Raw genomic sequence first — 22,863 nt, forward strand, 5'->3', positions numbered from 1 at the left:
GCCGCGCGCGGGTGAGGCAGCTGGAGAGAAGCCGCGCTCAACCGCGCCCGACCATGCGTTTCAGCCCCAGCCACTGCTGGGCCCAGAAACCCTGGCCGTAGTCGCGCAGCTTGCCCGCGGCATCGGGTTCGACCTGGTCGCGCACGCCGGTCGGGTCGTAGCGGTTCTCGAAGTTGGCGGTACCGAACATCATGTCCCACCAGGGCAGCAGCACGCCGAAGTTGTGGCCGCCGAGCGTACTCTTGCCGTGCGATTCGTGGCCCAGCCCGATGCTGTGGTGCAGCCGGTGGAAGCGCGGGCTGATCCACAGCCGCTCGCCGAGGGCGCCGAAGCTCAGGCGCAGGTTGGCGTGCTGCAGGCTTTCGCTCAACTGGGTGAAGGCGACGAAGGCGATGAACTGGCCGGGCGCCACGCCGATCAGCTGCGCCACGATCACGATCAGGGTATCGTGCAGGATGTCGTCGAGCAGGTGGTTGCGGTCGTCGCTCCACATGGTCATCTGGCGCTGCGAGTGATGCAGCGAATGCAGCCCCCACCACCAGTTGAACTGGTGCTGGCCGCGGTGGATCCAGTAGCCGACGAAGTCGAGCACCACGAGGTAGATCGCGAACGCGACCACCGGCACGTCGGTCACGCCGGGCCAGAGTTCGTCGAGGTGCAAGGTGCCCCAGCCGGCCGCGCGCAGGCTGCCCATGAGGTCGTCGAACACCGGCTGCAGCGTGAAGAACATCGCGAGCCGGAACAGGCCCAGCCGGTGGATCAGCGTGTAGAGCATGTCGATGCGGATCGCGCGCCGGTCGATCACCGGCTCCACGGCACGCCAGCGCTGCAGCGGGCCGATCAGCGCGATCAGCACCACGATCTGGATCAGGCCGACCAGCAGCCAGCCGGTGGCGTCGAAGGCGTCCTCGGTCCAGCCGCCGAGGCCGATCGCGTAGACGAAAGGCTGCACGACGGTTTCGAAGAACCAGCCCTGCAGCGAGGAGAAGAGATCCGTCAGCCAGTCGATCACGGGAACCGCCTCAGGGGTGCGATGCGATCCAGGCGCGGTAGTCGGGATGCTGGCGCAGCGTCTGGAAGCAGAAGCCCTTGGCCTTCAGGCCGACGATCAGCGGCTCGAGGTTCGCCGGCGCCCACGGATCCTTGCGCGACCAGATGCCCAGGTGCGCGAGCAGGATGTCGCCGGGGCGGATGGTGTCGAGTGCCTGCGTGAGCAGCTTCTCGTTGCTGAACTTCTCGCTCGGCAGCTCGTCGCCGAGAAAGCCCGCCGGCGCCCAGCCCACGTGCGCATAGCCGCAGTCGCGCGCGGCGGCCAGCAGCTTGGGCGAGGTCTTGCCGCCAGGGGCGCGGTACAGCGGCAGCGGCTTCTTGCCGGTGATCAGCTCGAGCCGCTCGGACGCCTTGCGGATGTTGGCGCAGTACTCGGCCGCGCTCCAGGTGAATTCGCGCCCGGCCAACGCGCCCGCCGAGGGCTTGACGCGGAAGCTCGGCGTCACGCCCTTGAGGTCGCCGCGCCAGTAGACGTGGTCGTAGGTGTGCGAGCCGAATTCATGGCCCTCGGCCGCCCTCGCCTTCCACCAGGCGGCCCAGTGGTTGTCGAGGCTGTCGCCCTCGGTCTCGGGTGCGCTCGGCGGCGGCAAAGAAGGTGACGTGCACCTGCTGGCGCTTGAGCACCTCGGCCACCAGCGGCGCGATGCCCATGTGGCCGGTGTCGAAGGTCAGGTAGACGGGTTTCTCGCAGCTCGCCGGCGCCTGGGCCCAGGCCGCGGGCATCGCGATGGCGGTGGCCAGCAGCGCGGTGAGCCCCGTGGCCGTACGCCGGCGCAGCTTAGAGGCGCTTCGCATGATCGAGCGTCCAGACGCCGTGCGGCGAACGGCCGACATTCACCTGCCGCACCACCTTGCCGCTGGCCAGGTCGACCACGCTGAGCTTCTTGGCCCAGCGCGAGGTCACGTAGAGGGTCTTGCCGTCGGCCGACACGTCCATGCAGTCCGGGCCGCCGGGCACCGGGTAGGTGTCGGTGACCTTGAGCGTGGCGAGGTCGATGCGGCTGATGGAATTGGCCACCCGGTTGCTCACGAACACGCTCTTGCCGTCGCCGGCCGAGCGGAAGGCGTGCGCGCCCTTGCCGGTCGGGATCTTGCCCACCAGCTTCGGCTGCGCGCCCGCCACGTCGAACACCTGCACGCCGTCGCTGCCGGTCAGGCCCACGAGCAGCGTCTTGTCGTTGTGCACGCCGTAGATGTCGGCCGGCATCGGACCGGTGGCCATGCGCCAGCGGACGGTCTGCGTCGGCAGGTCGACGGCGATCAGCTCGTCGCTGTCCTGCATCGTGACGTAGGCGATGGTGCTGGTGTTGTCGATCCAGATGTGGCTGGGCGTCTTGCCGGTGGCGATGCGCTTGGCGAGCTTCAGGTCCTTGCCGTCCCAGCGGTAGATGTCGACGTGGTTGAGCCGGTTGGCCGCGGTCACGAACCACTTCATGTCGCGCGAGAACTGCAGCTGGTAGGGGTCGATGATCCCGTAGACCACGCGCTGGACCTCGGCCGTGCGCGGATTCACGAAAGTCAGCGAGTCGCCGGCCGAGTTCGCCACGATGACCGACTTCTCGTCGGGCGTCATGTAGATGTGGTGCGGCTCCTTGCCGGTCGCGATGCGCTGCTTCTCGGTCCAGTCGAGCGGATTGATCACGCTGACGCTGGCGTCGAGCGAGTTGAGCACGAAGATCGGCGGAGGTTCTGGCGGGGCTGCGGAGGCGGCGACGGGAGCCATGAAGGCGATCGCGCTGGTCAGGCAGGCAAGCAGCAGGGCCGCGGCGCGGCCGGTCGGGGCAGGAAGACGCAAGGGAAGTTCCGGAAAAGGGCTTCGAATGTTAACGATCCGAACCGACCGCTGGCTGACCGCCAGCCGCCGAAAAGGCGGTCGGTCGGAAGTTATTTCGTCGGCGCGCGCAGGGCGGCGACCTCGTCGGCCGCCAGCCAGCGCCACTGGCCGGGCGCGAGGTCGGCCGGCAGCGCCACCGTGCCGATGCGCGAGCGGTGCAGCGCCTCGACGCGGTTGCCCACCGCGGCCAGCATGCGCTTGACCTGGTGGTACTTGCCCTCGGTCAGCGTGAGCCGCAGGTGCAGCGGGCTGTCGGACTCGCAGGCGGCCGCGCGCACCGGCTTCGGATCGTCGTCGAGCACCACGCCGGCCAGCAGGCGGGCGATCTGTTTGTCGTCGATCGGGTGCTTGGCCGTCACTTCGTAGACCTTGGGCACGTGGTGCTTGGGCGAGCCCATCTTGTGGATGAACTGGCCGTCGTCGGTCAGGAGCAGCAGGCCGGTGGTGTCCTGGTCGAGCCGGCCGATGGCCTGCACGCCCTGCACCGCGCCCTTGTTGGGCCGCAGCCGCAGCGGCGACGGCAGCAGCGTGTAGATGCTCGGGTAGGTCGAGGGCTTCTGCGAGCACTCGGTGCCGGCCGGCTTGTGCAGCATCAGGTAGGCCTTCTCGTGGTAGGCCCAGGCGGTGCCCTGCACGGTGAACTGCAGGCCTTCCGCGTCCAGATCGGTGGCGGGATCGTCGACCACCGCGCCGGCGATGGTCACGAGGCCCTGTTGAACCAGGCCGGCGCACACGCGCCGCGTGCCGAAGCCCTGGGAATAGAGGATGTCTTGCAGTTGCATGGCGAAAAGAAAAGGCGGCCGCGCTTCGCGCGCGGCCGCCCTGGAGTGTCTAGAAGGCGCGGACCGGCCCGGCACCCTCCTCGCGGCGGTCAGTAGCCCGCGGCCAGCCCGGTGTTGCGGCGCGGGTCGTTGGCGCCATAGAAACGGTTGTTGCCCATCGGCTTGCCGCCCAGCGTGGGCGCGCCCACGATGATCGCCGCCAGGTGGTTGGCCGGCTGCGGCACGCCGAGGTTGTGGCCCATGTCGGTCAGGATCTTGCGGGTGTCGGGGCTCAGCGCGAAGGTCTCGACGTTGGTCACGTCGGGCAGCCATTGCTGGTGGAAGCGCGGCGCATCGACCGCTTCCTGCACGTTCATGCCGTAGTCGACCACGTTGAGTATGGTGTGCAGCACGGCCGTGATGATGCGGCTGCCGCCCGGCGTGCCGACCACGAACACCGGCTTGCCGTCCTTCGACACGATGGTCGGGCTCATCGAGCTCAGCGGGCGCTTGCCCGGGGCGATGGCATTGGCTTCGCCCTGCACCAGGCCGTACATGTCGGGCACGCCGACCTTCGAGGTGAAGTCGTCCATCTCGTTGTTCAGCAGCACGCCGGTCTTGGCGGCCGTGACCTTGGCGCCGAACCAGTCGTTGAGCGTGTAGGTGACCGAGACCGCGTTGCCCCACTGGTCGGTGATCGAGTAGTGGGTGGTGTTGCTGCCCTCGTGCGGCGCGACGCCCGGCTTGATGTCCTTGGAGACGCCGGCCTTCTTCGGATCGATGGCAGCGCGGATCTTCTCGGCGTAGCCCTTGTCGAGCAGGCGGTCGAGCGGGTTCTTCACGAAGTCGGGGTCGCCCAGGTAGCTGTTGCGGTCGACGTAGGCATGGCGCATGGCCTCGATCTGGTAGTGCACCGACTGCGCCGAGCGGAAGCCCAGGTCCTTGAGCGGGTAGCCCTCGAGGATGTTGAGCATCTCGCAGATGATCACGCCGCCCGAACTCGGGGGCGGTGCCGACACCACGCGGTAGCCGCGGTAGTCGCACTCGACCGGCGCCAGCTCGCGCGTCTTGTACTGGTCGAGGTCGGCCTGGGTGATGATGCCCTTGCCGGCCTGGCTCGACGCCACGATCGCCTGGCCCACCCAGCCCTTGTAGAAGCCGTCGGTGCCGTTCTGGCTGATCGCGCGCAGCGTCTTGCCCAGGTCCTTCTGCACCAGCTTCTGGCCGACCTGGAACGGCTCGCCCTTGTTCAGGAAGATCGCGCCGGACACCGGGTCCTTCTGGAAGTCGGCGGTCGAGGTCCAGAGCATGTCGATGTCGCCCTGCTCGAGCGCGAAGCCCTTCTCGGCGAGCTGGATCGAGGGGGCGATCAGCTCGGCGCGCTTCTTCGTGCCATACTTCTCGCGCGCGTACTCCATGCCCGACACCGTGCCGGGCACGCCCACGGCCAGGTGGCCGTTGGTGCTCAGGCCCTTGATGACGTTGCCGTCCTTGTCGAGGTACATGTTGGCCGTGGCGGCCAGCGGCGCCTTCTCGCGGAAGTCGAGGAAGGTCTTGCGGCCGTCGGCCAGCTGCACCGTCATGAAGCCGCCGCCGCCGAGGTTGCCCGCGGCCGGATAGACCACCGCGAGCGCGTAGCCCACTGCCACGGCCGCGTCGACGGCATTGCCGCCGCGCTGGAGCACGTCGACGCCGACCTTGGACGCGAGGTGCTGGGCGCTCACCACCATGCCGTGTTCGGCCGCGACCGGCGCCTGCGACGCGGCCTGGGAAGCGCCGGCGGCCAGTGCGAGCACGGCGACGATCGCCGCGCGCAGTTGGGGGGTCGATGGAAGTCGATGCATCTGGATGTCTCCTCTTGAGATGTGGTTGGTGGTGGAGCCTGGGGTGTGTCTGGTGAGGGTCAGCCGGCGAGCAGTGCCTTGCGCCGCAGGTCGCGCAGCGCCAGCGCCACCTGCTCGCGGGCGAAGGCGCTCAGCGCCTCGGGATCGGTCATCTGCTCGTCGTTGCGCACGAAGCGCAGGCGGTCGGCGCGCACCTCGGTCTCGAGATGCTCGACCAGCGCCTCGTGCGAACGGGTGCCGTCGAGCAGCGGCAGCAGCGCGCGCTCGAGCAGCGACAGGGCCACCGTCTCGTGCCAGCCGTTGCAGACCGTGACCGAAGGCGCCTGGCCCGGCGCCAGGCCCGGCGCATTGCGCACCGAGGCCGGGGCCTGCGGCCGCGCGGGTACCTGCGCCACCGAGGGCACGGGCGTACGGCGGATGCGCAGCGCGCCGAGGATCAGCATCTCCTCGAGCATCGCCATCACCGCGGGCTCGACCGCCTCGCGCGGCTGACCGAGCAGCGGCAGCACGCAGGCGATCAGCGCGTCGGCGCTCAGCGCCTGCGGGTAGTGGCTGTCGAGCGCATGCGCCACCGCCTTGTGCAGCGGCTGGCGCAGGGTGACCGTCACGTTGCGGATCCCGGTGCAGTTCTGCTCGCGCGTGTCGAGCGTGAGCGGCGCGCCGTTCTCGCCATGGAACACGCCCGCGAACAGCAGGCCGCGGATGCGCGTGGCGTCGAGCCGGTAGCGGATGTGACGCGCCCGGTCCTGCTTCACCAGCAGCGTCTGGCGGAAGGTGCGGTTGACCAGGAAGTCGAGGTACTGCTCCATCAGCACCTGGCTGCCGCCGCATTCGCGCAGCAGCGGATCGCGCACCTGGGTGCCGTAGTTCTGCACGAACATCGTCGAGGGCTCGGCCTCGGCCAGGTAGGCCAGACCATGGCTCTCGGCGCGCGCGACGAACTCCTTGAAGTAGCACGGCGCGTTGCAGGGCTCGAGGAACTCGTGCAGCAGGTACGAGGTGGCGCCGTCGCGCACGATCGGCGCGGTTTCGTCGAGCGTCTTCTTGAGCACGCTGTCGGGGCGCGCCGACTGCGCGAGGAACTCGATCATCCCGCGGGCATACGAGAGCTTCTCCTCGGGCGTGTCGCGCGGGCCGCCGCGCAGGATCATCGCGTCGCGCACGATCTCGCGCGCCTTCCAGCCCGGGTAGACGTTGTAGCTCACGTAGGCCACGCCGTTCGGCGCGAGGTTCTCGGAGCACACGCGCAGGATCGCATCCTGCACCGGGCCCGGCACCCAACTGTAGACGCCGTGGCAGACGATGTAGTCGAACTGGCCGAGCGAGGCGTCGACCTCGGAGATGTCGAAGGTCTTCACCTCGACGTTCGACAGGCCCAGCCGCTCGATCGCGCTCACGCCTTGCGCGATCTGCACCGACGACAGGTCGAGGCCGACGCGCGCGCGCGCCCGGATGGCGCTCGGCGAAGGGAATGAGGTTGTTGCCCGCCGCGCAGCCCAGCTCGAGCACGCGCGCGCCGGCGGGCGGCGGCGTTTCGAGGCCGAAGAGAAATGCCGTGGCTTCCAGGTGCTCCACCGCCGTCTGCGGGAACGGGTGCGAGTCGTAGGGCACCGCGTCGTAGTAGCTCGTCAGAACCGAAGTCAGGGAATCGGGCACGGGCAGCCTTTTAGATGAAGATGCGAGGGAAGAACGCGCGATCGGCGCGCGTCGGTGCCCGCCGAATATAGCCCTGCACGACGGCGAAAAGAGCCGGGGTCGGGTTGTCCAGGAGGGCGTTCGTGCTGCGAGGGCCGCCTGTAAGACAATGCCGCGACCTTCCGCGCCAGCGGCGCCCTATGCGGTCTTTGGGTGTACAAATCGGCGTTCTGACACCATGCAGCTCTCCGATCCATCCTTCGTTCTGTCGGTCTTTTTGGCCGGTGTCGCCGTCGGGGCGATGCTGGTTGCCGTCATGTCGGCCATTCGCGCCGAACGTGGGCCGAACGGCCCGATGCCCAAGCCGGGCAGCGACGGCGATCGACTGGCGCGATAACACGCCTGGCCCTCGGCCACCTGGGCTCGGCACCGTCGAGACCGGGCATGCGGCTTTGCCGCCTTCCCTTGCGCTCTTTCATCAGGCACGAACGCGCGCTTCACGCAGGTGAAGCGCGTGTCGGATCCATGGAAGGTGAGGTTTGGCCGTGTGGCCGACCCGGGAATGCCTCCCGGGTCGCCAAGCCCGGATCGGTCCGGGCCAGCCTCAGGCAATGTGGTGGAGCTGGGGGGATTTGAACCCCCGTCCGCAAGCCTTCATCGCGCAGTTCTACATGTTTAGCGATCTGATTTAAGTCTCGCTTCCGGAGTCGCGCAGTCGCACGCTACACCGGACGCCAGCACCCTATTTTCTTGCCCCGACCCAAGGTACCCGGATCGAAGCCAGCCGATGTAATTATCCTTGCAGCCGGGAGGCACTGATTGCTCAGAACCCCCTTGCCCAGCCCATCGGCCTGCTGTTGCAAGGCTCACTGGCAATTAAGCAGCGAGTGCGAAACGTTCGTCGTTTGCAGTTAGTTTGTTTGAATCTGTTTTACGAGCGCATTCAGCTCGACATGCCCCGCTGCGACTCCGAACCCGCGTCGAAACCAGTGCAGCCCCAAGGGGCCTATTTTAGGCGCTATCCAGCAGTTTCAAGAGTTCGCCCGGAGAAGTTATCAAGGCATCGGCTTCCCAGCGGGTCGCATCGGCCTGCGCGCCCATGTAGCCGTAGGCCGCTGCGACGGTCCGCATGCCCGCCGCGCGGCCCGCGATGATGTCGCGCTCGTCGTCGCCGACGTAGATGCAATGCTCGGACGGGATGCCCAGCCGCCGGGCCGCTTCGTGCAGCGGCTCGGGATGCGGCTTGGCATGCGGCGTGGTGTCGCCGCTCACCACCGCGCCCGCGCTCGCGAACAGCGGCATCGCCTGCGTGAGCGGCTCGGTGAAGCGCTTCGACTTGTTCGTGACCACGCCCCAGCGCAGCCCGCGCGCGACCAGTGCCTCGATCAGCGGCGGAACGCCATCGAAGGCCTGCGTGTTGAACATGCAGCGCTCGTAGGTCACGAAGAACTCCTCGCGCAGCGCATCGAACTCGGGCGCATCGGGCGTGATGCCGAAGGCCACGCCGAGCATGCCGCGCGCGCCCGCGCCGGCCATGGGGCGGTAGCGCTCGAGCGGGTACGACGCCAGTCCGCGGGCGGTGCGCATCTGGTCGGCGGCGGCGCCCAGGTCGGGCGCGCTGTCGATCAGCGTGCCGTCGAGGTCGAACAGCACGGCACGGGTCGGCACGCCCTTCATGCCTGGGCCTCCGCCGGCTTCTGCGTGGCGAACATGTAGTTGACGCTGGTGTCGGCGCTGAGCCAATAGCGCCGCGTGATCGGGTTGTGCTCGAGCCCGCGCGTGTGCCGCACGTCGAGCCCCGCGGCGCGGCAATAGGCCGCCAGCTCGCTGGGCCGGATCAGCTTCGCGTACTCGTGGGTGCCTCGCGGCAGCATGCCCATCACGTACTCGGCGCCGACGATCGCGAGCATGAAGGACTTGAGGTTGCGATTGATCGTCGAGAAGAAGACCCAGCCGCCGGGCTTGACCAGCGTGGCACAGGCCCGGATGACCGACGCCGGGTCCGGCACGTGCTCGAGCATCTCCATGCAGGTGACGACGTCGAAGCTGCCGGGCTGCTCCGCCGCGAGCGCCTCGGCGCTGACCTCGCGGTACTTCACGCCGCGCGTGCCGGCCTCGAGCGCGTGCAGCTGCGCCACCTTCAGCGCCTTGCCCGCGAGGTCGGCACCGAGCACGTCGGCGCCCTTGCGGGCCATCGAATCCGAAAGAATTCCGCCGCCGCAGCCTATATCCACGACGCGCCGCTGGGAAATCGGCGCAATACCTTCAATCCATTCCAGGCGCAAAGGATTGATTTCGTGCAAAGGGCGAAATTCGCCTTCCATATCCCACCACTTGTGGGCCAGCTCCGAAAATTTGGCGAGTTCGGCGGGATCGGCATTCACGTTTTCTGTCATATGACGGATTATGAAACGGACGATGACCGGCCCATGACGAATGGGCCCGTTTGAAAGCTTTCTGCCTGCATTGATTCAGGCATAAAAACCCCGCCGAGGCGGGGTTTCATGGTCGATGGAATCGAGCTATCAGTTGGCGCGGGTGCCGACCACTTCGATTTCCACGCGACGGTTCTTGGCGCGACCTTCCTTGGTGCGGTTGTCAGCCACAGGCTGCTTCTCGCCCTTGCCTTCGGTGTAGACGCGGTTGCGTTCGATGCCCTTCGAGACCAGGAAGGCCTTGACGGCTTCGGCGCGACGCACCGACAGACGCTGGTTGTAGGCGTCCGAACCGATCGAGTCGGTGTGGCCGACGGCGATGATCACTTCGAGGTTCACGCCACGGATCTTCTCGACCAGGTCGGTCAGCTTCGCACGGCCTTCAGGCTTCAGCACCGACTTGTCGAAGTCGAAGAATGCGTCGGCAGCGAAGGTCACCTTCGAAGCGGCAACGGCCGGGGGTTGAGCGGGAGCGACGGGCGGGGGAACCGCGCCAGGAGCCGTGGGAACGGCGGCGGCCGGGGAACCAGAGCGCCGTCGCAACCGGCAGCAGCCGTGGCGGGCGTCCAGTTGGCATCGCGCCAGCACAGTTCGTTCGTGCCGTTCTTCCAAACCAGTTCGCCGGTGCCGTTTTGCCAGTTGTCGATCGTAGGACCGCCATTCGCAGCGGTGACACGGGTCTGCGCGCCGGCGGCAGTGGCGAGCGCAGCGACTGCAAACATCATCGCCACTTTATTCAGTTTCTTCATGGTTCTCCTCTTGGGGAAAAAGCCGCAGCCGCGCTGCGAATCAAGGACGCTTTAAGTGACCACCACCCAAAACGTTGAGGCGATTGTGCCATAGGGTCTTTGGCAAACAGGCCGCACGGCGGCCACGAAGCGTAGGACGGAGGCGGAATAGAGTCCTTGTGTTGCGGCGGTGCGACACCCCTCACAGCGTAAAATTTCGCCTTCCTGCCGCCAGCCTCTCGCTCAATGACGTCCTTCGCCAAAGAAACCCTGCCCATCAGTCTCGAAGAGGAAATGCGCCGCAGTTATCTCGATTACGCCATGAGCGTGATCGTGGGCCGCGCCCTTCCCGACGCGAGGGACGGCCTCAAGCCGGTGCATCGCCGCGTGCTCTACGCGATGCACGAGCTCAACAACGACTGGAACCGGCCGTACAAGAAGTCGGCCCGTATCGTCGGCGACGTGATCGGCAAGTACCACCCGCACGGCGACCAGTCGGTCTACGACACCATCGTGCGGCTGGCCCAGGACTTCTCGATGCGCCACATGCTGGTCGACGGCCAGGGCAACTTCGGGTCCGTGGATGGCGACAACGCGGCCGCAATGCGGTATACGGAAATCCGGCTGGCCAAAATCGCGCATGAAATGCTGGCCGATATCGACAAGGAAACGATCGATTTCCAGGACAATTACGACGGCTCCGAAAAAGAACCGGCCGTGCTGCCGAGCCGGCTGCCGAATTTGCTGGTCAATGGCTCCGGCGGTATTGCGGTCGGCATGGCCACCAATATTCCGCCGCACAACCTCAATGAAGTGGTGGACGCCTGCCTGCACCTGCTGCGCAACCCGCAGGCCAGCATCGACGAGCTGATGGAGATCGTGCCCGCGCCCGACTTCCCCACGGCCGGCATCATCTACGGCATCAACGGCGTGAAGGACGGCTACCGCACCGGCCGCGGCAAGGTCGTGATGCGCGCCAAGTGCCACTTCGAGGACATCGACCGCGGCCAGCGCCAGGCGATCATCGTCGACGAGCTCCCCTACCAGGTCAACAAGAAGACGCTGCAGGAGCGCATGGCCGAGCTGGTCCACGAGAAGAAGATCGAGGGCATCAGCCACATCCAGGACGAGTCCGACAAGTCGGGCATGCGCCTCGTCATCGAACTCAAGCGCGGCGAAGTGCCCGAGGTGGTGCTCAACAACCTCTACAAGCAGACCCAGCTGCAGGACACCTTCGGCATCAACATGGTGGCGCTGGTCGACGGCCAGCCGAAGCTGTGCAACCTCAAGGACCTGATCGAGGTCTTCCTGCAGCACCGCCGCGAAGTGGTGACGCGCCGCACGGTCTTCAACCTGCGCAAGGCCCGCGACCGCGGCCACGTGCTCGAAGGCCTGGCGGTGGCGCTGGCGAACATCGACGACTTCATCGCCATCATCCGCAACGCCCCCACCCCGCCGGTCGCCAAGGCCGAGCTGATGGCACGCAGCTGGGACAGCAAGCTGGTGCGCGAGATGCTCACGCGCACGCGCGCCGACGGCGGCGTGATCAGCGCCGACGACTACCGCCCCGAAGGCCTCGAGCGCGAGTTCGGCATGGGCAACGACGGCCTCTACCGCCTCTCGGAAACGCAGGCCCAGGAAATCCTGCAGATGCGCCTGCAGCGCCTGACCGGCCTGGAGCAGGACAAGATCGTCGCCGAGTACAAGGAAGTGATGGCCGAGATCGACGACCTGCTCGACATCCTGGCCAAGCCCGAACGCGTCTCGACCATCATCGGCGACGAGCTCGGCGCCCTCAAGCAGGAGTTCGGCCAGTCGAAGGTCGGCGCGCGCCGCAGCCTCGTCGAGCACAGCGCCTTCGACCTCTCGACCGAAGACCTGATCACCCCCACCGACATGGTGGTGACGCTCTCGCACAGCGGCTACATCAAGAGCCAGCCGCTCGGCGAATACCGGGCGCAGAAGCGCGGCGGCCGCGGCAAGCAGGCCACCACCACCAAGGAAGACGACTGGATCGACCAGCTCTTCATCGCGAACACGCACGACTACATCCTGTGCTTCTCGAACCGCGGCCGGCTCTACTGGCTCAAGGTCTGGGAAGTGCCGGCGGGCTCGCGCGGCTCGCGCGGCCGCCCGATCGTCAACATGTTCCCGCTGGCCGAGGGCGAGAAGATCAACGTCGCGCTGCCGCTCACGGGCGAGAAGCGCAACTTCCCGGCCGACCAGTACGTGTTCATGTCGACCTCGATGGGCACGGTCAAGAAGACCACGCTCGACGAGTTCAACAACCCGCGCAAGGCCGGCATCATCGCGGTCGACCTCGATGCGGGCGACTACCTGATCGGCGCCGCCCTCACCGACGGCAAGCACGACGTGATGCTGTTCAGCGACGGCGGCAAGGCGGTGCGCTTCGACGAGAACGACGTGCGCCCGATGGGCCGCAACGCGCGCGGCGTGCGCGGCATGATGCTCGAGGAAGGCCAGGGCGTGATCGCCATGCTGGTGGCCGAGGACGAGCAGCAGAGCGTGCTCACGGCCACCGAAAATGGTTACGGAAAGCGAACAAGCATTACCGAATACACGCGCCACGGCCGTGGAACCAAAGGCATGATCGCTATTCAACAGAGTGAGCGAAACGGCAAGGTCGTTGCCGCCACACTCGTGCATTCGGACGATGAGATCATGCTCATCACCGACAAGGGCGTGCTGGTGCGCACCCGGGTCGCCGAGATTCGTGAACTGGGTCGCGCGACGCAAGGCGTTACGCTGATCGGGCTCGACGAAGGTGCCAAACTCAGCGGGCTGCAACGTATCGTCGAAAACGATGCCAATGGCGAACCCGAGCCCGGCGCAGACGACACTTCCACATCTTCAACGGAGAATCCTCAGTGAAAAAACAAATCAAGCTCGCACTCCTGACCGTCGCCCTGGCCGGCAGTTCGATGGGCGCCCTGGCGCAGGACAAGGCCACGCTCATCAAGCAGTTCCTCGATCTGCAGCGCCCCGGCATCGAAGCCCTGGCCCGCGGCCTGGTCGAGCAGTCGAGCGCCCCGATCGCGCAGGCCGGTTCGCAGTACCTGCAGACCCAGGTGCCCGAAGCCAAGCGCGAAGCCGCCGCCAAGGCCGCCGATGCCGAGCTCAAGAAGTACTACGACGACGCCTATCCGATCGTGCGCGACAAGGCCGTGCAACTGGCCCCGACCACGCTGACGCCGCTGCTCGAGCAGTCCTTCACCGAAGACGAACTCAAGCAACTGCTGGCCTGGATCAACTCGCCGCTGAGCAAGAAGTACCAGGACCTGAACCCCAAGATGCAGACCGCGCTGACGGAAAAAGCTGGTGGCCGAGACCCGCGCCTCCATCGAACCGAAGATGCAGGCGCTCGACACCAGCGTCGCCAAGGCGCTGGGCGCTCCGACCGAAGGAGCGGCACCCGCCAAGGCACCGGCCAAGGCTCCCGCCAAGAAGTGACGTGAACGCCCCGCACGCCCTGCAGACCCCGGCCGGCCCGCGCCCCTACAACTTCTCCGCGGGCCCCGCCGCCATGCCCGAGGCGGTGCTGCAACGCGCCGCCGCCGAAATGCTCGACTGGCACGGCAGCGGCATGAGCGTGATGGAGATGAGCCATCGCGGCAAGGAGTTCGGCGAGATCTACGCGCAGGCCGAAGCCGACCTGCGCGCGCTGCTGGCGGTCCCCGCCAACTTCCGGATCCTGTTCATGCAGGGCGGCGGCCTCGGCGAGAACGCCATCGTGCCGCTGAACCTGTCACGCGGCGGCACGGTCGACTTCGTGGTCACCGGCAGCTGGAGCATCAAGTCGCACAAGGAAGCGCAGCGCTACTGCAGCGCGCGCGTGGCCGCGAGCAACGCCGACGACCAGCACACGCGCCTGCCCGATCCCGCGAGCTGGCAGCTGTCCGGCGATGCCGCGTACGTGCACCTTTGCAGCAACGAGACGATCAACGGCATCGAATTCCACGAGCTGCCCGACCTCGCCGCCCTCGGCAGCAAGGCGCCGCTGGTGATCGACTTCTCCTCGCACGTCGCCTCGCGCGGCGTCGACTGGAACCGCGTCGGCCTGGCCTTCGGCGGTGCGCAGAAGAACCTCGGCCCGGCCGGGCTCACCATCGTCGTCGTGCGCGACGACCTGCTGGGCCATGCCCTCGAGATCTGCCCGAGCGCGTTCAACTACAAGACCGTGGCCGACAACCAGTCCATGTACAACACCCCGCCGACCTGGGGCATCTACATGGCGGGGCTCACGTTCCAGTGGCTGCGCGAGCAGGCCGAAGGCGCGCTCACGGGCGTGGCCGCGATGGAGCAGCGCAACATCGCCAAGGCGAAGCTGCTGTACGACTTCATCGACGCGTCGTCCTTCTACCTGAACAAGATCGACCCGGGCTGCCGCTCGCGCATGAACATCCCGTTCTTCCTGCGCGACGAAGCCCGCAACGAGGCCTTCCTGTCGGGCGCCCGCGCGGCGGGGCTGCTGCAGCTCAAGGGCCACAAGTCGGTAGGCGGCATGCGCGCCAGCATCTACAACGCCATGCCCCTGGAAGGCGTGCAGGCCCTGGTGAGCTACATGCGAGAATTCGAGCGGTCGCACGCCTAGACGCGCGCGAACCTCACCGATGACCGCTCCAGCTCCTACCCAGCCCTCCTCCCCCGACAACTCCGAAAGCCTCGCCGATCTGCGCGTGCAGATCGATTCGCTCGACCAGCAACTGCTGCGCCTGCTCAACGAGCGGGCCCATGTGGCGGAGCTGGTCGGCGAAGTGAAGAAGCGCGAAGGCACGCCCTTCTTCCGCCCCGACCGGGTGGCCCAGGTCATCGACAAGATGCAGAAGACCAACGGCGGTCCGCTCAAGGACCTGCACGTGGCGGCCATCTGGCGCGAGATCATGTCGGCCTGCCTGGCGCTCGAGTCGCCGCAGCGCGTGGCGGTGCTCGGCCCCGAGGGCACCTTCTGCGAGCAGGCCGCCATCGAGTATTTTCGGCGGCGCGGCCGACCTGATCTACTGCGCCAACTTCGACGAGGTCTTCCACGCCACCGCCGCCGGCAGCGCCCAGTACGGCGTGGTCGGCGTCGAGAACTCGACCGAGGGCGTGGTCACGCGCTCGCTCGACCTGTTCCTGCACTCCCCCCACCCACGTGGTCGGCGAGGTCAGCCTGCTGGTGCGCCACCACCTGCTGCGCAGCAGCAATTCGCTCGAGGGCGTCGAGGCCGTGCTGGCCCATCCGCAGGCCCTGGCCCAGTGCCAGAGCTGGCTGGCCAAGCATCTGCCGCATGCCGAGCGCCGCGCCGTGTCGAGCAATGCCGAAGGCGCGCGCCTCGCGGCCGCCAACCCGGCCTTCGCCGCGCTGGCCGGCGAACGCGCCGCCACCCGCTTCGGGCTGCACATCGTGGCCCACGCGATCCAGGACGACTCCTACAACCGCACCCGCTTCTCGGTGATCTGCCTGCCGCAGACGCTCGCGATGCCGCCCGCCTCGGGCCGCGACTGCACCAGCCTGATCGGTGTCGGTGCCCAACCGGCCGGGCGCGGTGCACGACCTGCTGGTGCCACTGAAGCTCAACAACGTGTCGATGACGCGCTTCGAGTCGCGCCCCGCGCGCACCGGGCAGTGGGAGTACTACTTCTACATCGACCTCGACGGCCATCCCTCGCAGCCCAACGTGGCCGCGGCGCTGGCCGAACTGCGCGGTCTCTGCGCGTTCTACAAGGTGCTCGGCGCCTATCCCGTCAAGGCCTGAGTCCGTCGCAAGCAAGCACATGTTCGAGCAACTGGGATTGATCGGCTGCGGCCTGATGGGCGGCTCCTTCGCGCTGGCGCTGAAACGCGCCAGGCTGGTGAAACGGGTGGTGGGCTACAGCAAGTCGCCCTCCACCACCGAGAAGGCCCGGCAGCTCGGCGTGATCGACGTCGCCGCGCCCTCGGCGCTGCTGGCGGTGTCGGGCGCCGACATCGTGCTGCTGGCCGTGCCGGTGGCGGCCTCGGAAGCCACCTTCAAGGCGATCCGCCACGGCATCGGCAGCGACGCGCTGGTGATGGACGTCGGCTCGACCAAGGGCGACGTCATCGAGGCCGCGCGCCGCGGCCTGCAGGGGCAGCTCGGCAACTTCGTGCCGGCGCACCCGATCGCGGGCAAGGAGGTCTCGGGCATCGAGCATGCCGAGGCCTCGCTGTTCACCGGCCGCCACGTGGTGCTCACCCCGATCAAGTCCACGCTGCGCTCCAACGTGCAGCGTGCCTCGCAGGTCTGGAGCGGCATCGGCGCCAACGTGCTCACCATGACCCACGAGGAGCACGACGGCGCCTTCGCCGCCGTGAGCCACCTGCCGCACCTGCTGGCCTTCGCCTACGTCAACGGCCTCGCCGGCCAGCCGCAGGGCGATCGCTTCCTGGGCTTGGCGGGTCCGGGCTTTCGCGACTTCTCGCGCATCGCCGCGAGCGATCCCGTGATGTGGCGCGACGTGCTGCTGGCCAACCGCGAGCAGGTGCTGGCGCAGTCGCGCGCCTTCCGCGCCGCGCTGCTCGAGATGGAGAACGCCATGGCCGGGGGCGAATCGCAGGCCTTGGAGCAATCGATCGAGCGCGCCCGCCGCGTGCGGGCCGCCTGGCAGTCCGGCGCCTCGTCGTCGCCCGATTCGCAGCAGGACGCTTGAGATGTACGCCTCGGCCTTCCTCGATCTCCCCGCGCTGACCGGTGCCTCGGGCACGGTGCAGCTGCCCGGCTCCAAGAGCATCTCGAACCGCGTGCTGCTGCTGGCCGCGCTCGCGAGCGGCACCACCACCCTGCACGACGTGCTCGATTCCGACGACACCCGCGTCATGCTCGATGCGCTGCGCGCGCTGGGCTGCGGCGTCGAGCCGGCCGGCACGCTGGTGCGCATCACCGGCATCGGCGGCCGGGAGATCGGCAACACCGAGCTGCTGTCGCTGTTCCTCGGCAATGCCGGCACCGCGATGCGGCCGCTGACGGCGGCGCTGTCGCTGCTGGGCGGCGAGTTCGAGCTGCGCGGCGTGCCGCGCATGCACGAGCGCCCCATCGGCGACCTGGTCGACGCCCTCACCCAGCTGGGCTGCCGCATCGACTACCTCGGCAATCCCGGTTATCCGCCGCTGCGCATCCATCCGGTGCCGCACGGCGAGCTCGTGCTCGACGCCCCGATCCGCGTGCGCGGCGACGTCTCGAGCCAGTTCCTGACCGCCCTGCTGCTCGCGCTGCCTCTCGCCGCGGCAAGCGACATCACGATCGAAGTCGTCGGCGAGCTGATCTCCAAGCCCTACATCGAGATCACGCTGAACCTGCTGGCGCGCTTCGGCATCGCGGTGCGGCGCGACGGCTGGGAGCGCTTCACGATTCCCGCCGGCAGCAGCTACCGCTCGCCGGGCGACATCCATGTCGAGGCCGACGCCTCGTCGGCCAGCTACTTCATCGCGCTGGGCGCCATCGCGACGGGCGCCTCCGGGCCCGACGGCATCCGGATCGAAGGCGTGGGCGCCGATTCGATCCAGGGCGACATCCGCTTCGTCGACGCCGCGCGCCAGATGGGCGCCGAGGTCGACAGCGGCCCGAACTGGCTCGCGGTGCGCCGCGGCGCCTGGCCGCTGAAGGCCATCGACCTCGACGCCAACCACATTCCCGACGCGGCGATGACGCTGGCCGTGATGGCGCTCTACGCCGACGGCCCCAGCACCCTGCGCAACATCGCGAGCTGGCGCGTCAAGGAAACCGACCGCATCGACGCCATGGCCAACGAGCTGCGCAAGCTCGGCGCCACGGTCGAGGCCGGCCCCGACTTCATCCGCGTGCATCCGCTGGCGCCGGCCGGCTGGCGGCCCGCGAGCATCCGCACCTACGACGACCACCGGGTCGCCATGTGCTTCTCGCTCGCCGCTTTCAACCCGGCGCGGGTGCCGGTGCGCATCCTCGAGCCGCACTGCGTCGCCAAGACCTTCCCCGACTACTTCGAGACCCTGTTCTCGGTCTCCACGGCCGCCCACATCCCGGTGATCAGCATCGACGGGCCGACCGCCTCGGGCAAGGGCACCCTGGCCTCCGAAGTGGCGCGCCTGCTGGGCTACCACTACCTCGACTCGGGCTCGCTCTACCGCGTGACCGGCCTCGCCATGCGCCGCGCCGGCCTGAGCGCCGATGCCGCGCACGAGGCACGGATCGCCTCCCTGGCCGCCGCCCTGCCGCTGCAGTTCGTCGAGGGCAAGGTGCTGCTGGACGGCGAGGACGTCAGCGAGCTGATCCGCTCCGAGGCCGCCGGCATGGACGCCTCGCGCGTCTCCACGCTGCCGGCCGTGCGCGAGGCCCTGCTGGGCCTGCAGCAGCGCTTTCGCCAGCTGCCGGGCCTGGTGGCCGACGGCCGCGACATGGGCACGGTGATCTTCCCCGACGCCGCGCTCAAGGTGTTCCTGACCGCGAGCGCCGCCCAGCGTGCCGAACGGCGCCATAAGCAGTTGATTTCAAAGGGTATTTCGACTACACTCGACAGTCTTCGCTCCGACCTGGAGGCGCGCGACGCCAGGGACTCGTCCCGCAGCGTCGCCCCCTGAAGCCGGCGCAGGACGCGCGCCACCTCGACAACTCCCAGCTCTCGATCGAGCAATCGATCGACACGGTGTTGGACTGGTGGCAGCAAGTGCAGCCTTTCAAGTCCGCTTGAAGGGCTCGCGCCCACCGGGTGTTCCGGGGGCGCCTACCGCTCCAGAAGGCTCCCTTCGCGCGACAGCGCACCGGCCTTCTGGTTGTTCAACCGACCGGGCTTCCGCCCACAACCAACCGCCGTCTCCAGATCCAGCGCAGTCGCATGCAATGTCGCAAGAGCGCCTGCCAACCCTGCCTGACGGAAGGAACCATAAATGTCTGAATCTTTTGCCGACCTATTCGAAGAGTCCCTGAAGCGTTCCGAAATGCGCACCGGCGAGGTCATCACGGCCGAAGTCGTGCGTGTCGAACACAACCACGTCGTCGTCAACGCCGGTCTGAAGTCCGAAGCGTATGTGCCGATCGAAGAGTTCAAGAACGACAAGGGCGAGCTCGAAGTCCAGGCCGGCGATTTCGTTTCCGTTGCCATCGGCAGCGTTGAAAACGGCTACGGCGACACCATCCTCTCGCGCGACACCGCCAAGCGTCTCGCTTCGTGGCTGGCCCTCGAGAAGGCGCTGGAATCGGGCGACTTCGTCACCGGCACCACCAGCGGCAAGGTCAAGGGCGGCCTCACGGTGCTCGTCAACGGCATCCGCGCATTCCTGCCGGGCTCGCTGATCGACACGCGTCCGATCAAGGACCTGACCCCGTACGAGAACAAGACCCTCGAATTCAAGGTCATCAAGCTCGATCGCAAGCGCAACAACGTCGTGCTGTCGCGCCGTGCCGTGGTCGAAGCCAGCATGGGCGAAGAACGCGCCAAGCTGATGGAAACCCTGAAGGAAGGCGCTGTTGTCCGCGGCGTGGTCAAGAACATCACCGAATACGGTGCGTTCGTGGACCTCGGCGGCATCGACGGCCTGCTGCACATCACCGACATGGCATGGCGCCGCGTCCGCCACCCGAGCGAAGTCGTTCAGGCCGGCCAGGAAATCACCGCCAAGATCCTCAAGTTCGACACCGAGAAGAACCGTGTCTCGCTGGGTCTGAAGCAGATGGGCGACGACCCGTGGATGGGCGTTTCGCGCCGCTACCCGCAATCGACCCGCCTGTTCGGCAAGGTCACGAACATTGCCGACTACGGCGCGTTCGTCGAGCTCGAGCCCGGCATCGAAGGCCTGGTGCACGTCTCGGAAATGGACTGGACCAACAAGAACATCGCTCCGAACAAGATCGTCTCGCTGGGCGACGAAGTCGAAGTCATGGTCCTCGAGATCGACGAAGACAAGCGCCGCATCAGCCTGGGCATGAAGCAGTGCAAGGCCAACCCGTGGCAAGAGTTCGCTCAGAACACGAAGCGTGGCGACCGCGTCAAGGGCCCGATCAAGTCGATCACCGACTTCGGCGTGTTCGTGGGTCTGGCTGCCGGCATCGACGGCCTGGTTCACCTCTCGGACCTCTCGTGGAACGAAGCCGGCGAAACCGCCGTTCGCAACTACAAGAAGGGCCAGGAAGTCGAAGCGATCGTGCTGGCCGTCGACGTGGACCGCGAGCGCATCTCGCTGGGCATCAAGCAGCTCGACAGCGACCCGTTCACCACCTTCACCACGGTCAACGACAAGGGCCAGATCGTGACCGGCAAGGTCAAGACGGTCGACGCCCGCGGCGCCGAGATCGACCTGGGTGAGGACATCATCGGCTACCTCCGTGCTTCGGAAATCTCGCGCGACCGCGTCGAAGATGCCCGCAACGTGCTGAAGGAAGGCGACGAAGTCACGGCCATCGTCGTGAACGTGGATCGCAAGACCCGCAACATCCAGCTGTCGATCAAGCAGAAGGACATGGTCGACGAGCAAGGCGCCATGGCCAGCCTGAGCCAGCAGTCGGCACGCGAGAACGCGGGCACGACGAGCCTGGGCGCCCTGTTGCGCGCCAAGCTGGACAACAGCGACAAGTAAGCCGTCGCCCGAAGACAGAGCAGGCCCTGGTGGCCTCTCTGTCTTTTTTTTCGCCCCTGCTTTTTGCTTTGACCTATGACCCGCTCTGACCTCGTCGAAGAACTCGCAGCGCGCTTTGCGCAACTCACCCACCGGGATGCCGAATACGCCGTCAAGACCATCCTCGACGCGATCAGCGATGCCCTGGTGCGCGGGCACCGGATCGAGATCCGCGGCTTCGGCAGCTTCTCGGTCAACCGGCGTCCGCCGCGCATCGGCCGCAACCCGCGCTCGGGCGAGAGCGTGCAGATTCCCGAGAAGCGCGTGCCGCACTTCAAGCCCGGCAAGGCCTTGCGCGAGGCGGTCGACGCCCGCAGCGCCGAACTCGGCATCAAGACGACGCCGAAGGCCTGAGTCCAGCCGCCGACGGCCCGGCCATCGGCGCGGACCGTTCGGCGCAGGTGCAAACGTAGAATCGTCCCGCCAACGGGACCGCGCATGAAATACCTCCTGTGGCTGCTCAAGGCAGCCATTTTTTTTACGCTCTTCGCCTTCGCGCTGAACAACCAGCACGACGCGACCGTCTATTTCTTCTTCGGCACCTACTGGCGCGCGCCGCTGGTGCTGGTCGTGCTGGCCGCCTTCGCGGGCGGCCTCGTGGTGGGCGCGCTCGGCATGCTGCCGGGCTGGTGGAAGCACCGCAGCGCCGCGGCCCAGCTGCCGGCCGTCTCCGCGGGCAATGCCGCCGCCTCCTCCGCCCCGGCCGCCGCGCCGGCGGCAACCCCGGCGCCGACCATCGCCGCCACCGACCTTCCCGCCGTACGCCAACATGGACTTTGATCCCAGCTGGTTGCTGATCAGCCTGCCCGTCGCCTTCGTTCTCGGCTGGCTGGCCTCCCGCTTCGACATCCGCCAGCTCAAGCTCGAGAACCGCCAGGCCCCCAAGGCCTACTTCCGCGGGCTCAACTTCCTGCTCAACGAGCAGCAGGACCAGGCCATCGACGCCTTCATCGAGGCGGTGCAGAACGACCCCGACACGCAGGAGCTGCACTTCGCGCTCGGCAACCTGTTCCGCCGCCGCGGCGAATACCAGCGCGCGGTGCGCGTGCACGAGCACCTGCTCGGCCGCGGCGACCTGAGCCGCAGCGACCGCGAGCGTGCCCAGCATGCGCTGGCGCAGGACTTCCTGCGCGCCGGCCTGCTCGACCGCGCCGAAGCCGCGCTGCAGAAGCTCGAGGGCACGCGCTACGAGAACGAGGCGCGGCTCGCGCTGCTGGCCATCTACGAGCGCTCGCGCGAATGGAGCCAGGCCGCCGACGTGGCGCGCAAGCTCGACGAGTCCGACCAGGCCAGCTACGGCACGCGCCGCGCGCACCACCTGTGCGAGCAGGCCGCCGAACAGGTCGGCATGGGCGACCTCGCCGCCGCGCGCCGCCTGCTCGAACAGGCCGTGGCCCAGGCACCGCAGGCGCCGCGCCCCGCCATCGACACCGCGACCCTGCAGCTGCGCAGCGGCGAAGCCGGCGCCGCCTTCGACACCCTGGTGGCGCTGAGCGACACCGCGCCGCTCGCGCTGCCGCTGTATGCCGCCGCGCTGCAGCAGGCGGCCGTGGCCGCGCAGCGCGAGCCCGAGGCGCTCGCGCTGCTGCAGCGGCGCTATGCCGAATCGCCGTCGATCGACGTGCTCGAGGCGCTGATCGCGCTCGGCGGCGCGCCCGCCGGCACCACGCCCGAGGCCGAGGGTGAAGCACCCGTGCCGCGCGACGGCTACATCGCGCACCTCGCGCACCAGCCCTCGCTGGTCGCGGCCTCGCGCTGGCTCGCGGGCGAACGCTTCGAGCACGAGCAGTTCCATCCGCAGGTGCAGCGCGCGCTCGACCAGGCCACGCGGCCGCTGATGCGCTACCGCTGCGCGGCCTGCGGCTTCGAGGCGCACCAGTACTTCTGGCACTGCCCCGGCTGCCAGGCCTGGGACAGCTATCCGCCGCGCCGCGTCGAAGAACTCTGATCGGCCTCGGAGGCGAGACCTTCGA

General features: G+C 67.7%; 16 protein-coding genes, 1 other RNA gene and 4 pseudogenes. 11 read left to right on the plus strand and 10 right to left on the minus strand.

Annotation, left to right across the window (positions count from 1 at the left end):
* Positions 1–37: 37 nt before the first annotated feature.
* From ACHMXE_RS33250 to ACHMXE_RS33275, 6 genes and pseudogenes are all read right to left on the minus strand, one after another.
* A complete protein-coding gene (locus ACHMXE_RS33250) occupies positions 38–1,012 on the minus strand; it encodes a sterol desaturase family protein (RefSeq protein ID WP_395348266.1) in 975 nt (324 codons plus the stop codon).
* A gap of 10 nt (positions 1,013–1,022) precedes the next feature.
* Positions 1,023–1,845 (minus strand): annotated as a pseudogene (locus ACHMXE_RS33255) (polysaccharide deacetylase family protein).
* Positions 1,829–2,845, minus strand: coding sequence for a beta-propeller fold lactonase family protein (locus ACHMXE_RS33260; RefSeq protein ID WP_203205084.1), 1,017 nt, complete (start codon positions 2,843–2,845; stop codon positions 1,829–1,831). Before ACHMXE_RS33260 ends, ACHMXE_RS33255 begins: the two are co-directional and overlap by 17 nt.
* 89 nt (positions 2,846–2,934) lie before the next feature.
* Entirely contained in the window at positions 2,935–3,666 is a 732-nt protein-coding gene (locus ACHMXE_RS33265; protein WP_209541135.1) for a 16S rRNA pseudouridine(516) synthase, read from the minus strand.
* An 89-nt stretch (positions 3,667–3,755) separates the two neighbouring features.
* Positions 3,756–5,489, minus strand: a complete 1,734-nt coding sequence (gene ggt, locus ACHMXE_RS33270) for a gamma-glutamyltransferase (RefSeq protein ID WP_395348269.1) — start codon at positions 5,487–5,489, stop codon at positions 3,756–3,758.
* 59 nt (positions 5,490–5,548) lie between these two features.
* Positions 5,549–6,904, minus strand: coding sequence for a methyltransferase regulatory domain-containing protein (locus ACHMXE_RS33275; RefSeq protein ID WP_395348271.1), 1,356 nt, complete (start codon positions 6,902–6,904; stop codon positions 5,549–5,551).
* 458 nt (positions 6,905–7,362) lie between these two features.
* Between ACHMXE_RS33275 and ACHMXE_RS33280 the strand changes: the two genes are divergently transcribed.
* A complete protein-coding gene (locus ACHMXE_RS33280; RefSeq protein WP_203205080.1) occupies positions 7,363–7,521 on the plus strand; it encodes a hypothetical protein in 159 nt (52 codons plus the stop codon).
* Between the two features lie 217 nt (positions 7,522–7,738).
* Here ACHMXE_RS33280 and ssrA read toward each other — a convergent pair.
* The 4 genes and pseudogenes from ssrA to ompA form a co-directional block, all read right to left on the minus strand.
* Positions 7,739–8,123: a transfer-messenger RNA gene (gene ssrA, locus ACHMXE_RS33285) on the minus strand.
* Between the two features lie 12 nt (positions 8,124–8,135).
* The gene (locus tag ACHMXE_RS33290; protein WP_203205079.1) at positions 8,136–8,801 is read right to left on the minus strand and encodes an HAD-IA family hydrolase; all 666 of its coding nucleotides are present in this window, start codon (positions 8,799–8,801) and stop codon (positions 8,136–8,138) included.
* Positions 8,798–9,520 carry a bifunctional 2-polyprenyl-6-hydroxyphenol methylase/3-demethylubiquinol 3-O-methyltransferase UbiG gene (gene ubiG, locus ACHMXE_RS33295; protein ID WP_203205078.1) on the minus strand — a complete coding sequence of 241 codons (723 nt, stop codon included), beginning with the start codon at positions 9,518–9,520 and terminating at the stop codon, positions 8,798–8,800. Before ubiG ends, ACHMXE_RS33290 begins: the two co-directional genes overlap by 4 nt.
* Before the next feature lie 129 nt (positions 9,521–9,649).
* A pseudogene (gene ompA / locus ACHMXE_RS33300) lies at positions 9,650–10,308 on the minus strand (outer membrane protein OmpA).
* Between the two features lie 225 nt (positions 10,309–10,533).
* Between ompA and gyrA the strand changes: the two are divergent.
* The 10 genes and pseudogenes from gyrA to lapB all read left to right on the plus strand — a co-directional run bounded on the left by gyrA (position 10,534) and on the right by lapB (position 22,838).
* The gene (gyrA, locus tag ACHMXE_RS33305) at positions 10,534–13,179 is read left to right on the plus strand and encodes a DNA gyrase subunit A (protein WP_093343403.1); all 2,646 of its coding nucleotides are present in this window, start codon (positions 10,534–10,536) and stop codon (positions 13,177–13,179) included.
* Positions 13,176–13,763: a DUF2059 domain-containing protein gene (locus ACHMXE_RS33310; protein WP_395348274.1), complete on the plus strand. Its 588-nt coding sequence runs from the start codon at positions 13,176–13,178 to the stop codon at positions 13,761–13,763. Before gyrA ends, ACHMXE_RS33310 begins: the two co-directional genes overlap by 4 nt.
* Positions 13,760–14,899 (plus strand): 3-phosphoserine/phosphohydroxythreonine transaminase, encoded by a 1,140-nt coding sequence (serC, locus tag ACHMXE_RS33315; RefSeq protein ID WP_395348276.1) that lies wholly within the window; start codon positions 13,760–13,762, stop codon positions 14,897–14,899. The genes ACHMXE_RS33310 and serC overlap by 4 nt, the downstream gene beginning before the upstream one ends.
* A gap of 19 nt (positions 14,900–14,918) precedes the next feature.
* Positions 14,919–16,043 (plus strand): annotated as a pseudogene (pheA, locus tag ACHMXE_RS33320) (prephenate dehydratase).
* A 19-nt stretch (positions 16,044–16,062) separates the two neighbouring features.
* Positions 16,063–16,956, plus strand: a complete 894-nt coding sequence (locus tag ACHMXE_RS33325) for a prephenate dehydrogenase (RefSeq protein WP_395348278.1) — start codon at positions 16,063–16,065, stop codon at positions 16,954–16,956.
* Position 16,957: 1 nt separating this feature from the next.
* Positions 16,958–18,969: pseudogene (locus ACHMXE_RS33330) on the plus strand (bifunctional 3-phosphoshikimate 1-carboxyvinyltransferase/cytidylate kinase).
* Between the two features lie 196 nt (positions 18,970–19,165).
* Entirely contained in the window at positions 19,166–20,851 is a 1,686-nt protein-coding gene (gene rpsA / locus ACHMXE_RS33335; RefSeq protein WP_057589605.1) for a 30S ribosomal protein S1, read from the plus strand.
* 75 nt (positions 20,852–20,926) lie between these two features.
* The gene (locus ACHMXE_RS33340) at positions 20,927–21,244 is read left to right on the plus strand and encodes an integration host factor subunit beta (protein WP_395348279.1); all 318 of its coding nucleotides are present in this window, start codon (positions 20,927–20,929) and stop codon (positions 21,242–21,244) included.
* A gap of 84 nt (positions 21,245–21,328) precedes the next feature.
* The gene (locus ACHMXE_RS33345) at positions 21,329–21,670 is read left to right on the plus strand and encodes a lipopolysaccharide assembly LapA domain-containing protein (RefSeq protein ID WP_203205073.1); all 342 of its coding nucleotides are present in this window, start codon (positions 21,329–21,331) and stop codon (positions 21,668–21,670) included.
* Positions 21,660–22,838 carry a lipopolysaccharide assembly protein LapB gene (gene lapB / locus ACHMXE_RS33350; RefSeq protein ID WP_395348281.1) on the plus strand — a complete coding sequence of 393 codons (1,179 nt, stop codon included), beginning with the start codon at positions 21,660–21,662 and terminating at the stop codon, positions 22,836–22,838. The genes ACHMXE_RS33345 and lapB overlap by 11 nt, the downstream gene beginning before the upstream one ends.
* The last annotated feature ends 25 nt before the right edge of the window (positions 22,839–22,863 follow it).

Origin of the sequence: Variovorax sp. UC122_21 (genome assembly GCF_044056785.1) — a bacterium.
Taxonomy (GTDB): domain Bacteria; phylum Pseudomonadota; class Gammaproteobacteria; order Burkholderiales; family Burkholderiaceae_C; genus Variovorax.

Excerpts from the sequence above, each read along its gene's own strand:
- ACHMXE_RS33265 (WP_209541135.1), bottom strand. The coding sequence starts at position 3,666 with ATGCAACTGCAAGACATCCTCTATTCCCAGGGCTTCGGCACGCGGCGC.
- ggt (WP_395348269.1), bottom strand. The coding sequence starts at position 5,489 with ATGCATCGACTTCCATCGACCCCCCAACTGCGCGCGGCGATCGTCGCC.
- ACHMXE_RS33280 (WP_203205080.1), top strand. The coding sequence starts at position 7,363 with ATGCAGCTCTCCGATCCATCCTTCGTTCTGTCGGTCTTTTTGGCCGGT.
- ACHMXE_RS33290 (WP_203205079.1), bottom strand. The coding sequence starts at position 8,801 with ATGAAGGGCGTGCCGACCCGTGCCGTGCTGTTCGACCTCGACGGCACG.
- ubiG (WP_203205078.1), bottom strand. The coding sequence starts at position 9,520 with ATGACAGAAAACGTGAATGCCGATCCCGCCGAACTCGCCAAATTTTCG.
- gyrA (WP_093343403.1), top strand. The coding sequence starts at position 10,534 with ATGACGTCCTTCGCCAAAGAAACCCTGCCCATCAGTCTCGAAGAGGAA.
- ACHMXE_RS33325 (WP_395348278.1), top strand. The coding sequence starts at position 16,063 with ATGTTCGAGCAACTGGGATTGATCGGCTGCGGCCTGATGGGCGGCTCC.
- rpsA (WP_057589605.1), top strand. The coding sequence starts at position 19,166 with ATGTCTGAATCTTTTGCCGACCTATTCGAAGAGTCCCTGAAGCGTTCC.
- ACHMXE_RS33340 (WP_395348279.1), top strand. The coding sequence starts at position 20,927 with ATGACCCGCTCTGACCTCGTCGAAGAACTCGCAGCGCGCTTTGCGCAA.
- ACHMXE_RS33345 (WP_203205073.1), top strand. The coding sequence starts at position 21,329 with ATGAAATACCTCCTGTGGCTGCTCAAGGCAGCCATTTTTTTTACGCTC.
- lapB (WP_395348281.1), top strand. The coding sequence starts at position 21,660 with ATGGACTTTGATCCCAGCTGGTTGCTGATCAGCCTGCCCGTCGCCTTC.